At 70.5% G+C, this 15,269-nt stretch carries 12 protein-coding genes; 8 read left to right on the top strand and 4 right to left on the bottom strand.

Going from position 1 to position 15,269, the window contains the following annotated elements:
- The first annotated feature begins 70 nt into the window (after positions 1–70).
- From RT054_RS06915 to RT054_RS06890, 6 genes are all read left to right on the top strand, one after another.
- Positions 71–1,018 (top strand): branched-chain amino acid ABC transporter permease, encoded by a 948-nt coding sequence (locus tag RT054_RS06915; RefSeq protein WP_312718063.1) that lies wholly within the window; start codon positions 71–73, stop codon positions 1,016–1,018.
- Complete coding sequence (locus RT054_RS06910; RefSeq protein ID WP_312718065.1) at positions 1,015–2,709, top strand: ABC transporter permease subunit; 1,695 nt, start codon at positions 1,015–1,017, stop codon at positions 2,707–2,709. The genes RT054_RS06915 and RT054_RS06910 overlap by 4 nt, the downstream gene beginning before the upstream one ends.
- On the top strand, positions 2,706–3,680 hold the full coding sequence (locus RT054_RS06905) for an ABC transporter ATP-binding protein (RefSeq protein WP_313022729.1): 975 nt from the start codon (positions 2,706–2,708) through the stop codon (positions 3,678–3,680). Before RT054_RS06910 ends, RT054_RS06905 begins: the two co-directional genes overlap by 4 nt.
- A complete protein-coding gene (locus RT054_RS06900) occupies positions 3,677–4,390 on the top strand; it encodes an ABC transporter ATP-binding protein (protein WP_312718100.1) in 714 nt (237 codons plus the stop codon). The genes RT054_RS06905 and RT054_RS06900 overlap by 4 nt, the downstream gene beginning before the upstream one ends.
- Before the next feature lie 139 nt (positions 4,391–4,529).
- Positions 4,530–5,486 carry a TIGR03885 family FMN-dependent LLM class oxidoreductase gene (locus RT054_RS06895; RefSeq protein ID WP_312718067.1) on the top strand — a complete coding sequence of 319 codons (957 nt, stop codon included), beginning with the start codon at positions 4,530–4,532 and terminating at the stop codon, positions 5,484–5,486.
- Positions 5,487–5,600: 114 nt separating this feature from the next.
- A complete protein-coding gene (locus tag RT054_RS06890; RefSeq protein WP_313022728.1) occupies positions 5,601–7,298 on the top strand; it encodes an alpha-amylase family protein in 1,698 nt (565 codons plus the stop codon).
- 68 nt (positions 7,299–7,366) lie between these two features.
- Here RT054_RS06890 and RT054_RS06885 read toward each other — a convergent pair whose 3' ends face one another.
- Both RT054_RS06885 and RT054_RS06880 read right to left on the bottom strand, forming a co-directional pair.
- A complete protein-coding gene (locus RT054_RS06885; RefSeq protein ID WP_313022727.1) occupies positions 7,367–8,314 on the bottom strand; it encodes an ABC transporter permease in 948 nt (315 codons plus the stop codon).
- Positions 8,311–9,225, bottom strand: coding sequence for an ABC transporter ATP-binding protein (locus RT054_RS06880; RefSeq protein WP_313022726.1), 915 nt, complete (start codon positions 9,223–9,225; stop codon positions 8,311–8,313). The genes RT054_RS06885 and RT054_RS06880 overlap by 4 nt, the downstream gene beginning before the upstream one ends.
- Positions 9,226–9,336: 111 nt before the next feature.
- Between RT054_RS06880 and RT054_RS06875 the strand changes: the two genes are divergently transcribed.
- Both RT054_RS06875 and RT054_RS06870 read left to right on the top strand, forming a co-directional pair.
- Positions 9,337–10,548, top strand: coding sequence for a sensor histidine kinase (locus RT054_RS06875; protein WP_313022725.1), 1,212 nt, complete (start codon positions 9,337–9,339; stop codon positions 10,546–10,548).
- Complete coding sequence (locus tag RT054_RS06870) at positions 10,545–11,267, top strand: response regulator transcription factor (protein ID WP_313022723.1); 723 nt, start codon at positions 10,545–10,547, stop codon at positions 11,265–11,267. The genes RT054_RS06875 and RT054_RS06870 overlap by 4 nt, the downstream gene beginning before the upstream one ends.
- 66 nt (positions 11,268–11,333) lie before the next feature.
- On the opposite strand, the gene RT054_RS06865 is transcribed toward RT054_RS06870, so the two are convergent.
- Entirely contained in the window at positions 11,334–11,804 is a 471-nt protein-coding gene (locus tag RT054_RS06865) for a Rieske (2Fe-2S) protein (RefSeq protein ID WP_313022722.1), read from the bottom strand.
- Between the two features lie 160 nt (positions 11,805–11,964).
- On the bottom strand, positions 11,965–15,258 hold the full coding sequence (gene uvrA, locus RT054_RS06860) for an excinuclease ABC subunit UvrA (protein ID WP_313022721.1): 3,294 nt from the start codon (positions 15,256–15,258) through the stop codon (positions 11,965–11,967).
- Positions 15,259–15,269 lie beyond the last annotated feature (11 nt).

Here is a 15,269-nt window from a genome sequence, read left to right as displayed (position 1 = left end):
CGGGACGCGCATCCGCCCGTCCCGGGCACCGCCGGGTCACGGGCCCCCATCACCCCATGGAAGGAGTCCGATGGACGCCATCTCCGAGTTCCTCGCGGCCGCGCCGCAGCAGCTCGTCCTCGGTCTGAGCCTCGGCTCGCTGTACGCCCTCATCGCCGTCGGGTACACCGTCGTCTACGGCATCGTCCAGCTCATCAACTTCGCCCACGGCGAGGTGTTCATGATCGGCGCGTTCGGCGCGCTGTCCACGTACGTCCTGCTGTTCAAGGGCACGACCAGCCTCTGGGCGCTGCCGGTGATGATCGTCGGGGCGATGATCGTCGCGGTCCTCACCGCCGTCCTCATGGAACGCGTCGCCTATCGCCCGCTGCGCAACGCCCCACGGCTCGCACCCCTCATCACCGCGATCGGCATCTCGGTGTTCCTCCAGGAGTTCATCCGCCTGTTCTACGGCAAGGTGCCCGGCTTCTCCGACGCCAAGTCGCGCATCCCGTTCCCCTCGATCGAGGGCGTCACCGGCGCGCCGATCCCGTTCCTCGGGCTCTCGCTCCAGCGGCCGGCGCTGTTCACGATCGGGTGCCTCGTCGTCTGCGGATTGTTCCTCTGGTACTTCATCACCCACACGAAGTCCGGCCGCGCGATGCAGGCCGTCTCGCAGGATCCGGACACCGCCCGCCTCATGGGCATCGACGTCGACCGCATCATCGTCATCGCGTTCGCCATCGGTGCCGCCCTCGCCGCCGTCGCCGGTGTCGCCCAGGGCCTGCAGAACAACAACATCGACTTCCGGATGGGCTTCATGGCCGGCCTCAAGGCGTTCACCGCCGCCGTGCTCGGCGGGATCGGCAACGTGCCCGGCGCGATCGTCGGGGGTCTGACCCTCGGTGTCGTCGAGGCGTTCGCCGCGATGTACGTCGGGTCGTCCTGGAAGGACATCGTCGCGTTCTCGCTGCTCATCCTCGTGCTGGTGTTCCGGCCGCAGGGTCTGCTCGGAGCCCGGGTGGTGGATCGGGCATGAGCACCTTCCTCACTCCCCCGTTCTTCGGCGGGCGGTTCGCCCACCGGGCCATCCCGGTCATCGGGCTCGGGCTCGTGCTGCTCGTCGTCGCGCCGTTCCTCTCGTGGTGCTACGACCCCGACGTGCTCGGCGACCTCACCTACTACGGCAACCCGGCCCCCATGCAGTACGGGATGCTCGCGTTCGGTCTGTTCGGCCTCGCGGTCCTCGCCCTCGACGTCGTCCCCGCGCTACGGCGGTTCGAGCCGTACATCACCGGCGGCAAGGCGCTCCGCGCCCTCGGCGTCGGGACGATGGTGTTCATGGCGGCCGTCCTCGTCATCATCACGGTGACCGCGGGCGGGCTCGTCAACGCCGAACCCGGCGCCTGGATCGCGTTCGCGGGCGGCGCACTCGTCGCCCTCGGGTCGGCCCTCGCGCCGTCCCAGGCCGACAAGGAGCTCATCCACGTCCGGTTGCCCGGATGGCTCGAGGTGACGATCCTCGTCGCCCTCGTCGCCGGGACGATGTTCCTCGTCGCCTACGCGCTGGGGATCGCCGACGCCTCCCGGTTCGTCATGCTCGTCATCCACGTCGGGGTCGCGATGTCGGTCCTCGCGGCGGCGGGTCTGTTCACCTGGCTCGGCCTGCTCGCCACCAAGCACAACCGCGTGCTCATGCTCGCGGCCTTCGCCTCGGCGTTCGCCTTCCCCCTCACCCAGGGCGGCTCCGACGCGAACATGTCGATCGCGACGAACGTCCTCATCTTCGCCGCGACCGCGGTGGGCCTCAACATCGTCGTCGGTCTCGCCGGTCTGCTCGACCTCGGGTACATCGCGTTCCTCGGCGCCGGTGCCTACGTGGGCGCGGTCCTGTCGGGGTCGGCGTTCGCGACGATCGGGTGGACACCGCCGTTCCTCGTCACCGCGCTCATCGGTGCGATCTTCGCGTCGGTGCTCGGCCTCATCATCGGCTCGCCCACCCTGCGCGTCTCCGGCGACTACCTCGCGATCGTCACCCTGGCGTTCGGTGAGATCTTCCGCCTGACGATGTTCAACCTCGACGGTGTCACGGGCCCCAACCTCACCCGGGGTCCCAACGGCATCCCGGGCATCCCCGAGCTCAACCTCTTCGGGTTCGACTTCGGGCAGACGCACGAGCTCTTCGGCATCGAGATCACCCGGTTCTCGAACTACTACGTGCTGCTCCTCGTGCTCATGGCGTTCATCATCCTCGTGTTCCTGCGACTCAACGCGAGCCGGATCGGTCGCGGGTGGATCGCCATCCGTGAGGACGAGAAGGCCGCCGAAGCGATGGGTGTCAACGTCTTCGGTCTCAAGCTGCTCGCGTTCGCCGGCGGTGCGTTCCTCGCCGGACTCGCGGGCACGATCAAGGCCCACCACGACGTCTCGGTGACGCCCGACCAGTACCAGTTCCTCGAGTCGGCCTTCCTGCTCGCCGCGGTCGTCCTCGGCGGCATGGGCACCGTCGGTGGCGTCATCATCGGTGCCGTCGTGCTCAAGCTCCTCCCCGAGAAGCTGAGGTTCTTCTCCGAGTACCGCCTGCTCATCTTCGGTCTGCTGCTCGTGCTCATGATGCGGTTCCGCCCCGAGGGCCTCGTGCCCAGCGGCCGCCGCAAACTCGAGTTCCACGAGGAGGACGAGGAACTCGCCGAGAGAGTCCAGGAAGTCCACATCGAGGAGGCCCGATGAGCACCGCAGCCACCACGGCACACGACCCGGCCTCGCCCGACGGCACCGCCGAGGCCATCCTGTCGGCGCGAGGCGTCACGATGCGGTTCGGCGGGCTCACCGCCGTCGACGACGTGGACCTCGACGTGTTCCCCGGCGAGATCGTCGGTCTCATCGGCCCCAACGGTGCCGGCAAGACGACGTTCTTCAACTGCCTCACCGGTCTGTACAAGCCCACCGAGGGGTCGGTCACGTTCGACGGGTCGGTCCTGCCGCCCCGCCCGCGGCGGGTCGTCAAGGCCGGGATGAGCCGTACGTTCCAGAACATCCGTCTCTTCGCCAACATGACGGCGCTCGAGAACGTCATGGTGGGGCGGTACTGCCGCACGTCGGCCGGACCGCTCACCTCGATCGTCCACGGGCCCAAGTTCCGCCGGGAGGAGGCCGAGACCCGCGACCGCGCCCGGGAGCTCCTCGCCTACGTCGGGCTCGGTGGATACGAGGAGTACCTCGCCCGCAACCTCCCCTACGGCCACCAGCGTCGGCTCGAGATCGCCCGCGCCCTCGCCACCGACCCCAAGCTCGTCCTGCTCGACGAGCCCACGGCCGGGATGAACCCGCAGGAGACCCGGGACGCCACGGATCTCATCTTCAAGATCCGCGACTCGGGGCTCGCGGTCGTCGTCATCGAGCACGACATGCGGTTCATCTTCCAGCTCTGCGACCGGGTGCTCTGCCTCGTCCGCGGCAAGACCCTCGTCGAGGGAACCCCCGGCGAGGTCCAGTCCGATCCTCGGGTCATCGATGCCTACATCGGCACCGGCGACGACGAGGACGGGGACGGGGACACCTCGGCGGGCTCCGCGGCTCCCGCAGCCGTGCGGGAGGAGCCCTCGCGGGGGCACGTGCCTCCCCCGGCCTCGCCGTCCCACGGTGCGATCGGCAGCGAGACAGAGACCGAGACCGAGACCGAGAAGGACGGTGGGCGCTGATGGCGCTGTTGGAGGTCCGCGACCTGGCCGTCGCGTACGGCAAGATCGCCGCCGTCAAGGGCATCTCGTTCACGGTCGACGAGGGTCAGATCGTCTGCCTCATCGGCACCAACGGTGCGGGCAAGACGACGACGCTGCGCACCCTCTCGGGTCTGTTGCGGCCGGCGAGCGGGTCGATCACGTTCGACGGCAAGGAGCTGAGCAGCGTGCCGGCGCACAAGATCGTGTCGCTCGGCATCGCGCATTCCCCCGAGGGGCGGCGGCTCTTCCCCCGCATGTCGGTCGAGGAGAACCTCATGCTGGGCGCCTACTCCCGCAAGGACAAGGATCTGCAGACCGACCTCGACGAGGTCTACGAGCTGTTCCCGATCCTCGGCGACCGGCGGGCGCAGGCGGCCGGCACGTTCTCCGGTGGTGAGCAGCAGATGCTCGCGATGGGTCGGGCGATGATGAGCCGCCCGCGGTTGCTGCTCCTCGACGAACCGTCGATGGGGCTCTCGCCGCTCATGATGAAGAAGATCATGAGCACCGTCACCGCTCTGCGGGAACGCGGGACGACGATCCTGCTCGTCGAGCAGAACGCCCAGGCCGCGCTCAAGCTCGCCGACATGGGCTACGTGCTCGAGGTCGGCAAGATCGTGCTCTCGGGCACGGGCCGGGAACTGCTCACCAGCGACGAGGTCCGCAAGGCCTATCTGGGCGAGGACTGAGGACGACGACGCGGGGCCTATCCGAGCGGATCGGCCCCGCGCGCGTGTGGGTCCGGCGGGCGGCGGCGTGCCGTGCCGACCATGGATCGGGATGCCGCCCGAGATGTGGGTCACGTCCGGGTTGGTTTCAATGGGCGGTATGACCCTCGTCGGATTCCACGCCTCCCACGAACAGATCCCGCCTGGTCGCCTCCTCGCCGACGTGCAGCTCGCCGAACAGGCCGGGTTCGACGCCGCGATGTGCTCCGACCACTTCGCGCCGTGGAGCGAGCGGCAGGGCGAGTCGGGTTTCACGTGGTCGTGGCTGGGGGCCGCCCTCGCGACGACCGAGTTCACCCTGGGCACGGTCACCGCCCCCGGCATGCGCTACCACCCGGTGATCATCGCGCAGGCGTCGGCGACGCTGGCCGAGATGTTCCCCGGGCGGTTCTGGATGTGCCTCGGCACGGGGCAGTGGATGAACGAGCACGTCACCGGGGAGCGTTGGCCCAGCAAGGACGTCCGTGACGAGCGTCTGCTCGAGTGCGTCGACGTCATCCGCCGCCTGCACCGGGGCGAGACCGTGTCCCACCGCGGGCTCGTCACGGTCGAGAACGCGAAGCTGTGGACGTTGCCGGCCGAGCCGCCGACGCTGTTCCAGCCGACGCTCTCGGAGGCGTCCGCCGCCCGCGGGGCGCGATGGGCCGACGGCATCGCGACGATCAACCAGCCCCTCGAACGGCTCCGCGCCATCGTCGACGCCTATCGGGACGCCGGGGGTGACGGCGAGGTCGTGCTCCAGGTCCACTTCTCGTGGGCGCCCACGACGGAGGAGGCCTGGGCCATCGCGCGTGACCAGTGGAGCAGCAACGTGTGGGACACGACCACGGCGACCGATCTCACGACCGCGCACCTGCACGACATCGGCCGAGCCGCGACCGACGAGATGATCGGACGGGCCTGCCTCGTGGAGTCCGACCTCGGGCGACTCACTGCGCGCATCCGCGAGATGGTGGAGCTGTGCGACGCCGACCGGGTCTACCTCCACCACGTCGGCCAGGACCAGCGGCCATGGCTCGATGCGGCCGCCGAGCACGTCCTCGCCGACCTGCGCTGACCGCCCCGGCGACGCCCCGCCATCCGAGCACGACGACCGCACGAGCACGACGACCGCACGAGCACCGCGCCCGCACGAGCACCGCGACCGCACGAGCACCGACGAGGAGAGCACATGCGCATCACCGACACGAGTGACCTGTGGTGGAAGAACGCCGTCATCTACAGCCTGGACGTCGAGACGTATCAGGACGGCAACGGCGACGGGATCGGTGACTTCTCCGGCCTGGCCCGCCGGATCGACTACCTCGCGGAGCTGGGCGTGACGTGCCTGTGGCTCATGCCCTTCTACCCCTCGCCCGACAAGGACGACGGCTACGACATCACCGACTTCTACACCGTGGACCCGCGCCTCGGTACCCTCGGTGACTTCGTCGAGGTCACCCGCACGGCCCACGACCGGGGGATGAAGGTCATCGTCGATCTCGTGCTCAACCACACCTCCGACGAGCACCCGTGGTTCACCGAGTCGCGCAAGAGCACGGACAACCCCTACCGGGACTGGTACGTGTGGCGCGACACCGAGCCACCGGACACCTCCGACAAGGTCGTCTTCCCGGACGCCGAGGACTCGATCTGGGAGAAGGACGAGGCGACCGGCGAGTGGTACCTGCACCACTTCTACCGGTTCCAGCCCGACCTCAACATCGCCAACCCCGCCGTCCGGGAGGAGATCGGACGGATCATCGGCTTCTGGACGCAGCTCGGGGTCGACGGCTTCCGCGTCGACGCCGTTCCGTTCATCCTCGACACCACCGGATACACGCGGGGCGAGAAGAGGGACCTCGGCGACCCCATGGACTTCCTCCGGGAGACGTGCGCCCTCCTGCGGCGACGCACGGGCGACGGCATCCTCCTCGGGGAGGTCAACGTGCCCTACAAGGACCAGTACGGCTTCTTCGGCGGTGAGCACGGCGACGGGCTCAGTCTGCAGTTCGACTTCATCGGCATGCAGGCCGTCTACCTCGCGATGGCCCGCCACGACTCCCGTCCCATCGTCAAGGCGTTGCGGCAGCGAGCGAAGTACCCCCTCGCGCGGGAGACGCAGTGGGCCAACTTCCTGCGCAACCACGACGAGCTCACGCTCGACAAGCTCACCGATTCCGAGCGCCAGGAGGTCTTCGACGCCTTCGGGCCGGAGAAGGAGATGCAGGTCTTCGATCGCGGCCTCAAGCGTCGACTGCCGCCGATGCTCGGCGGTGACCCCCGGCGCATCCGCATGGCGTACTCACTGCTGTTCGCGCTCCCGGGAACGCCGTCGCTGTTCTACGGCGAGGAGATCGGCATGGGTGAGGACCTCGCCGAGGAGGGCCGCATGGCGGTCCGCACCCCGATGCAGTGGACGTCGGAGGAGTCCGCCGGCTTCTCCCGGCGGGGGCCCGACGCGCTCGTCGCGCCGCTCGCCGGCGGTGGCTACGGCCCCGACCACGTCAACGTCGCCCACCAGCGCAGCGACAGCGGGTCGCTGTACTCGTTCATCCGGTCCCTCATCTATCTGCACCGCCGACACCCGGAGCTCGGTTGGGCCCCGGTCGAGATCCTCGACGTCGGCGCCGGCGCCGGCAAGAACGGCGTCCTCGCCCTCGCGGCCCGCGGCGAGGAGGCGGCCGTGGTCACCGTGCACAACCTCGGCGCGGAGGGCTGCACCGTCACCCTGTCCCTCGACGACGTCGAACCCGGTTCCCGCCTCATCGACCTCTGGGACCAGCGGGCCCTCGACGACGACCCCACCACGCCGATCGAGGTGCAGCTGGACGGCTACGGATATCGCTGGCTGCGCGTCCAGAGCGAGGCCGACACCCGCCTCTATTGAGGGACGGACTCTCCGCAGGCATGGCCCACCCCCGACGGACACCCGCCGGGGGTGGCACGCGTGGGGGGTCACGCGCGTTCGCGTCGCCCGTCGCGGACGAACCCCCAGGCGGCGAGCGCCGTCCCGACGACCATCGCGGCGACGACGACGGCGACGTGCACCGCGAGTCCGTCGACGCTCTCCCCGGTGAGGGCCTGGACGTCGGCCGCCGGCGCGATCTGCGACCAGACGAGGCGTCCGAAGTGATACGTCGGCAGCCACGGTGCGAGCTGCTGCAGGACGTCGGGCAGGCTCGCCAACGGCGTGAAGAACCCCGAACAGAAGGACAGCGGCAGGAAGACGAGGTTCCCGATCGCGGCCGCCGCCTTCGGCGGGGCCAGGAACGCGAGGGCACATCCCAGGGGCGCGAAGACGACTGTACCGAGCAGAAGCACCCCGACCGTCCGCAGCACCGGGTCGAGGCTCAAGGGCACGTCGGCGATCGCGGCGGCGGCGAGCACGAGGCCGACCACGATCGCGGAGAGCACGAGCGCCATCGCGATCTTGCCCGCGAAGTACACCCACATCGGCATCGGGGTCGACCGCAGGCGACGCAACCACCCGCGTGCGCGTTCCTGGGCGATGTCGACGCCGAAGGTGAAGATGCACAGCGAGACGATGCCGTAGGCGGCGAACGAGGCGATGAGCATCGTCGCGACGTCCGTCCCCCCGGGCAGCTGTTGACCGCGGTTGGGCAGGGCGAACATCGCGAAGAGGATGACCGGCACCCCCACCGTCCCGATGACGTTGGCGGGCGATCGCAGACTCTGTCGCAGCTCGGCGAGGATCTGCGTGCGCACCATGCCGCCGCGGCCGCCGGACCGCGTGCTCGTCGGGCTGAGCGCGCGGCCGGTCTCGCGGGAGGCCCCGGCCGCGTCCGTGCGGGGATCGGTCGCCCCGGCGTCGGCGTCGGCGCCGGTCGTGGTCGTCGGTGCGTCCGTGGTCGGTGCGTCCGTGGTCGTGGCGTCGGGGTTCATGCTGCGCTCCGGTCGTCGTCGTCGGTGAGGGCGACGAAGGCCGACTCGAGGTCGGCTCGCGCCACGGTGAGTCCGGCGACGCGATGCCCGGCCGCGAAGAGGGCGGCGAGGTCGGCCTCCGGTTCGGTCGTCACGAGGGTCACGACGTCGCCGGAGGAGCGGACGTCGACGATTCCGGGCAGCGACCGCAACCACTCCGACGGCGCGTCGGTGCGGAGGCCCACCTCGGAGGCTGCGAAGGTCGCCGCGATCCGGTCGGGGGTGTCGTCGGCGACGACGCGTCCCTGGCGGATGACGACGACCCTGTCGGCCAGGGCCGCCACCTCGTCGAGATTGTGGGAGGAGAAGAGGATCGTCTTGCCGAGGCCCGCGAAGCTGCGCATCTGGTCCCAGAACGCCCGGCGGGCGTGCACGTCGAGGGCCGCGGTCGGTTCGTCGAGGAAGAGCAGGTCGGGGTCCCCCGCGATGGCCATGGCGAACGACAACCGCTGTCTCTGACCTCCGGAGAGCTTGGTGGCTCGAACCCCGGCCTTGTCGGTGAGGTCGGCCCGGTGAAGGATCTCGGCCGTCGGCAGGGACCACGGGTAGTAGCGGCGCACGAGGTGGACGATCTCGGCGACGGTGAGCAGCTCCGGGACGTCGGTGTCCTGGAGCATCGCACCGACGCGTTCCGGGATCCCGTTCCTTCCCGGCGGCCCGCCGAACAGCGTGACGGTGCCGGTGTCCGCGGTGCGCAGTCCCAGCATGATCTCGATGAGGGTGGTCTTGCCGGCACCGTTGGGGCCGAGGATCGCGACGGTCTCACCGCGTGACACCGAGAGGTCGACGCCCGCGAGCGCCTGAACCGGCCCGTAGCGCTTGGCGACGCCGTGGACGCCGACGAGCGTCGGACGTTTTGTGGTCGTGGTCATGCCTCCACGATCCGCGTGGGACGCGTCCCCGCGCGCGTGCCGGTCGTCACGACCTGCACCCATGACTTCCGGCACGTCCGGGCGCCGTGGCCCCGTCCCTATCCTGATCGGGTGGAACACCGAGGAGACGTGGCGCCGGTCGGAGCGGCCGCCTCCGACCCCTCCGGCGGCCACGCCGGTGACACCGGGATCATCGCGCTCGCCATCGTCGGCGGGGTGCTGGCCTGGGTGGCCGTGCTGCTGCCGACGGTGCTGGACCCGCAGCTGCGTGTCCAGTCCGGCTGGCCGTGGTTCACCCTCATGGTCGCCTACCTCGTGGTCTTCCTCGCCGACACCGTCGTCCCGCTGTCCGCGGTCGGCGAACGGGTGCAGGCCGCGGCGCTGCTGCTCATCGGGCTCACCGTCATGGCGCTGCCGCCGGTCCTCACGACCACCCCGATCCTCACGGTGACGACGACCGTGGTCGTCGCCGCGGTCCTCCCCCTCGCCTGGACCCTCGGTGTCGTCGCGCTGCAGATGCTCGTCGTCGTCTGGGTCGTCGGTGGGGTGACGTCGAACCCGGAGGCGGTGCTCATCTGGGTCGCCGCCTACACCGGGTTCCAGTTGTTCGCCGTCGTGCTCGTCCACCTCCAGGGCCGTGCCGACCGAGCGCGACGGGCGCTCGACACGGCGCACGCGGAGTTACGGGCGCGACACGACGAACTCGCCCGTGCCCAGGCCGATCTGGCCGAGGCCACGCGGGAGGCCGAGCGGCTGCGCATCGCCCGCGACCTGCACGACACGATGGGTCACCAGCTCACCGCGCTCGCCCTCAACCTCGAGGCGCTCTCCCACGTCACCGCCGACACCCCGGCCGGGCCGCCGACCGCGGAGTGTCGCGACCTCGCCCGCGGACTCCTCACCGAGGTGCGGGGTGTCGTCGGGGGGATGCGTGAGCCGGGGCCCGACCTCGCCGCGCGCCTGCGACGGCTCACGACGAGCTCGCCCCTCCCCGCGGGCCTCGTCGTCGAGGACGTCCCGTCCCTCACCTCACCCCAGGCCGACGCCGTCTACCACGGCGTGCAGGAGGCCCTCACCAACGCCGCACGGCATCCGTCGGCGACGCGTGCCGAGGTGACGGTCCGCGGCGAGGACGGCGAACTCGTCATGCGGATCGTCGACGACGGGCCGGGCTCGAGCACCCCACCGATCTGGGGGAACGGGCTGACCGGGATGAACGAGCGCTTCGCGGCACTGGGCGGGATCATCACCGTGGCCACCGCGCCCGGCGAGGGTTTCCGGGTCGTCGGACGCCTCCCCCTCGACGGGACGGGGACGACATGACCGAAGAGAGCGGCATGACCCGGACGAGCCGCATCGAGGCCGGGGGATCGACGACCCCGGTGCGGGTGGTCGTCGTCGACGATCAGACGCTCGTCCGTCAGGGCATCCGGAGCCTGCTGGCGATCGCGGGGCACGTCGAGGTCGTCGGCGAGGCCGCGAACGGCGAGGAGGCGCTCCGGCTCATCGCCGAGGTCGATCCCGACGTCGTCCTGCTCGACCTGCGGATGCCGCGGCTCGACGGCATCGGCACCCTCCAGGCCCTCGCCACCCGGCCGGCCCCCGCCACGCCCTCGCGTCCGGCGGTCGTCGTGCTGACGACGTTCGACGACGGCGAGGCCGTGCTCTCGGCGCTGCGTGCCGGGGCCCGCGGCTATCTCCTCAAGGACGTCACCCTCGACACGCTCGTCTCGGCCATCGACGTCGTCGCCGCAGGTGGGCGCCTCGTCCAACCCGCCGTCACGGCCGCCCTGCTCGACACCCTCACCCACCCCGCCGCCGAACCGGATCCGCCGCTCACGCCACAGCCCCTCACCGAGCGCGAGCTCGACGTCCTGCGCCTGCTCGCCGCGGGGTACTCCAACCGCGAGATCGCCCACGGTCTGCACCTCGCCGAAGGCACCGTGAAGAACCACGTGAGCAACGTCCTGCTCAAGCTCGGGGTGCGCGACCGCACCCGTGCCGTCCTCCGCGCTCTCGAGACCGGCCTCATCAGTCGCTGACCTCGGGGCGACGACCACGTGACGAGGGCGGAGCCGGCGGCTCCCGTCGGCGGTGAGGACGCCCGATCAGCCGGTGGCGCCGGGGAGGGAGACGTCGTACTTGCGCAGGCCCTGCTGCGAGGGGCCGGCGACGACGTCACCGGTCTTGGGGTCGAACATGCTGCCGTGGAGCAGACAGGCGGGGCGGCCCTGTTCGAACGTCGTCACCTTGCCGTTCGCATGGGGGCAGGTGGAGGAGAAGACGTGGTACTCCCCCTGCGCCGGCTGGGTGACCACGGCCCCGACGTCCTCGAGGACGAGCCCGCTGCCCACCGGGACGCTGCCGGACGCCACGGCCTGCTGTACGGCCTCCTGCACCTTGGCCGGAACCTCGGACGACGACCCCTCGTTCGAACCGCATCCCGCCATGAACGTGACCGTGGCGAGAGCGCCGCCGAGGCCGACCATGCGGAGGACGGTGCGCCGGGACGGGGCGGGTGCCGCGTCCTGATCCGAGGTCAACGTCGTGGGTGCCGAGGTGGGCTGGGGCCCGGTCATGGCCGTCCTCTCGTCGGGGTGGTGCCGCGTGGCGAGGTGGGGTGCGGCCCGTGAAGATCGCGTCGCGCCGTCACGGGTGCGACCACTGTAGGCACGCCCGCCACCGCGCCGGGCGTTCGCCCTCGGGGCAGGGTCGGAGGTCCTGGCCCGGCCGCGCGGGTCAGGTACGGCGGGCGATCGCAGCGGCCTTGCGGCTGCGGCGGGGCGGGGGCGCCACCTCCCCGGCGGTCGTGCCCGAGGGTCGGTCGATCTCCGTCGCCGGCGCGGCGTCGTCGGCGGTGGGCGCCGCCACCGTGCTCTTCGTCGCCGTGGTCTTCGTCGCCGTGGGCTTCGTCGCCGCGGTCTTCTTCGCGGTGGTCTTCGCCGCCGTGGTCGTCCTCGCACCGCTCTTGGTGGCGGTCTTCCTCGTGCCGTTCTTCGCCGCCTTCTTCTCCGCCGCCGCGGCCTTCTTCGCCGCCGCCGACAGGGCCACGGCGCCGCCACGCGGGACGGGCGCAGCGGGAGGGAGCACCTCCGGGACGTGGTCGACCTTGGCCAGTGCACGCGCGAGGTAACGACCGGTGTGGCTGGCCTCGACGGTCGCGACGTGCTCGGGGGTGCCCTCCGCGACGACGGTGCCACCGCGGTGACCGCCCTCGGGACCGAGGTCGACGATCCAGTCGGCGCTCTTGATGACGTCGAGGTTGTGCTCGATGACGAGGACGGTGTTGCCCTTGTCGACGAGCCCCTGGAGAACGCCGAGCAGCTTGCGGATGTCCTCGAAGTGCAGCCCCGTCGTCGGCTCGTCGAGCACGTAGACGGTGCGGCCGGAGCTGCGCTTCTGCAGCTCCGAGGCGAGCTTGACGCGCTGTGCCTCACCACCGGACAGCGTGGGGGCCGGTTGACCGAGGCGGACGTAGCCGAGACCCACGTCGGTGAGGGTGCGCAGGTGACGCGCGATCGAGGGCACGGCGCCGAAGAACTCGACGGCCTCCTCGATCGGCATGTCGAGCACCTCGGCGATCGTCTTGCCCTTGAAGTGCACCTCGAGGGTCTCCCGGTTGTACCGGGCGCCGTGGCACACCTCGCACGGCACGTAGACGTCGGGCAGGAAGTTCATCTCGATCTTGATCGTGCCGTCGCCGGAGCACGCGTCGCAGCGTCCGCCCTTGACGTTGAAGGAGAATCGACCCGGCTGGTAGCCGCGGATCTTGGCCTCGGTGGTCTCGGCGAACAGCTTGCGGATGTTGTCGAACACCCCCGTGTACGTCGCCGGGTTGGACCGCGGCGTGCGGCCGATGGGGCTCTGGTCGACGTGGACGACCTTGTCGAGCTGCTCGAGCCCGCGGACGCTCTTGTGCCGGCCCGGGACCTGGCGGGCGCCGTTGAGCTTGTTGGCCATCACCGTGTAGAGGATGTCGTTGACCAGGGTGGACTTGCCCGACCCCGAGACGCCGGTGACGGCGACGAACACCCCCAGCGGGAACGACACGTCGACGTCGTGGAGGTTGTTCTGCCTCGCTCCGACGACGGTGATCTGCCGGTCGGGGTCGACGCCGCGGCGCTGACGCGGCACCTCGATGAGCTTGCGGCCCGAGAGGTACTGGCCGGTGATGGACCGTGACGAGGTGAGCAGCTCGGCGACCGGTCCGGAGTGGACGACCTCGCCGCCGTGCTCCCCCGCTCCCGGCCCGATGTCGACGACCCAGTCCGCGGTCTCGATCGTGTCCTCGTCGTGCTCGACGACGATGAGCGTGTTGCCGAGGTCGCGCAGCCGCGTGAGCGTGCCGATGAGCCGGTGGTTGTCGCGCTGATGCAGGCCGATCGACGGCTCGTCGAGGACGTACAACACCCCGACGAGGCCCGACCCGATCTGTGTCGCGAGCCGGATGCGCTGGGCTTCGCCGCCCGAAAGGGTGCCGGCGGGCCGGTCGAGCGAGAGGTAGTCGAGGCCGACGTCGAGCAGGAACCCCAGGCGGGCCTGGATCTCCTTGAGCACCCGCGCAGCGATCGCGGCCTCCCGCTCGCTGAGCTCGACGGTCTGGAGGAACTCGGCGCACTCGGCGATGGCCAGGCCGCTCACCTCGGCGATCGTGCGGCCGCCGAGGAGCACGGCGAGGGACTCGGGCTTGAGCCGCGCGCCCTTGCACACCGGACACGGGATCTGCCGCATGTACCCCTCGTACCGCTCGCGCGACATGTCGGACTCGGTCTCGCCGTGACGACGCCGCACGAACGGGATCGCACCCTCGAAGCCCGTCGAGTACTGCCGCTCGCGGCCGAACCGGTTGCGGTAGCGCACGTGCACCTTGTGCTGGTGGCCGTGGAGGATCGCGTCCTTGGCCCGCTGCGGCAACGCCTTCCACGGCACGTCGAGGGAGAAGGACAGGTCACCGGCGAGGGCGGTGAGCACGCGGAGGAAGTAGTCGGCGACTCCCGAGGCCTGTGACCACGGGGCGATCGCCCCCTCCCGGATCGAGAGGTCCTCGTCGGGCACGACGAGTTCGGGGTCGACCTCGAGCTCGGTGCCGAGGCCGGTGCACGCCGGACACGCGCCGAACGGGCTGTTGAAGGAGAACGACCGGGGCTCGATCTCGTCGGCGTTGATGACGTGGTCGTTCGGGCACGCCATGCGCTCGGAGTACCGCCGTTCGCTGGGCAGGGCGTGCGGATCCTGCTCGAGGTCGGCGGGCGTGGGGTCGCGCTCGACGTCGACGAAGTCGATGACGACGACGCCGTCGGCCAGACCGAGCGCGGTCTCGACGCTGTCGGTGAGCCGTCGCGTGGCGGAGGTGTCGCCGCCCTTGGCCACGAGCCGGTCGACGACCACCTCGATCGTGTGCTTCCTCTGCTTGTCGAGCTTGGGCGGATGGGCGAGCGAGACGACCTCGCCGTCGACGCGGGCCCGGGCGTACCCCTTGGTCTGCAGCTCGGTGAACAGCTCGACGTACTCCCCCTTGCGGCCCTTGACCAGGGGCGCGAGCACCTGGAACCGGGTCCGCTCGGGCAGCGTGAGCAGCCGGTCGACGATCTGCTGGGGGCTCTGCCGGGTGATCGGCTCACCACACACCGGGCAGTGCGGGCGCCCCGCCCGCGCGAACAGCAGCCGAAGGTAGTCGTAGACCTCGGTGATCGTGCCGACGGTGGAGCGGGGGTTGCGGCTCGTCGACTTCTGGTCGATGGACACCGCCGGTGACAGGCCCTCGATGAAGTCGACGTCGGGCTTGTCCATCTGGCCGAGGAACTGGCGCGCGTACGCCGACAGCGACTCGACGTAACGGCGCTGCCCCTCGGCGAAGATCGTGTCGAAGGCGAGCGAGGACTTGCCCGACCCCGACAGCCCCGTGAACACGACGAGTGCGTCACGGGGGATCTCGATCGAGACGTCCTTGAGGTTGTGCTCCCGGGCGCCACGGACGACGAGATGGTCGTGGGAGGGCCGGGCGGGAGCGGTGTTCGTAGGCACGTCGGACATCGTAGGTGCCC

Source organism: Mobilicoccus sp. (assembly GCF_032060985.1).
Taxonomy (GTDB): domain Bacteria; phylum Actinomycetota; class Actinomycetes; order Actinomycetales; family Dermatophilaceae; genus Mobilicoccus.
Note: the sequence above shows the minus strand (reverse complement) of the source record. Positions and strands in the feature narration are given on the sequence as shown.

Bases quoted from the DNA above. Each gene is read 5' to 3' on its own strand.
- RT054_RS06915 (WP_312718063.1), top strand. From the start codon at position 71: ATGGACGCCATCTCCGAGTTCCTCGCGGCCGCGCCGCAGCAGCTCGTC.
- RT054_RS06910 (WP_312718065.1), top strand. From the start codon at position 1,015: ATGAGCACCTTCCTCACTCCCCCGTTCTTCGGCGGGCGGTTCGCCCAC.
- RT054_RS06905 (WP_313022729.1), top strand. From the start codon at position 2,706: ATGAGCACCGCAGCCACCACGGCACACGACCCGGCCTCGCCCGACGGC.
- RT054_RS06895 (WP_312718067.1), top strand. From the start codon at position 4,530: ATGACCCTCGTCGGATTCCACGCCTCCCACGAACAGATCCCGCCTGGT.
- RT054_RS06890 (WP_313022728.1), top strand. From the start codon at position 5,601: ATGCGCATCACCGACACGAGTGACCTGTGGTGGAAGAACGCCGTCATC.
- RT054_RS06885 (WP_313022727.1), bottom strand. From the start codon at position 8,314: ATGAACCCCGACGCCACGACCACGGACGCACCGACCACGGACGCACCG.
- RT054_RS06880 (WP_313022726.1), bottom strand. From the start codon at position 9,225: ATGACCACGACCACAAAACGTCCGACGCTCGTCGGCGTCCACGGCGTC.
- RT054_RS06870 (WP_313022723.1), top strand. From the start codon at position 10,545: ATGACCGAAGAGAGCGGCATGACCCGGACGAGCCGCATCGAGGCCGGG.
- RT054_RS06865 (WP_313022722.1), bottom strand. From the start codon at position 11,804: ATGACCGGGCCCCAGCCCACCTCGGCACCCACGACGTTGACCTCGGAT.
- uvrA (WP_313022721.1), bottom strand. From the start codon at position 15,258: ATGTCCGACGTGCCTACGAACACCGCTCCCGCCCGGCCCTCCCACGAC.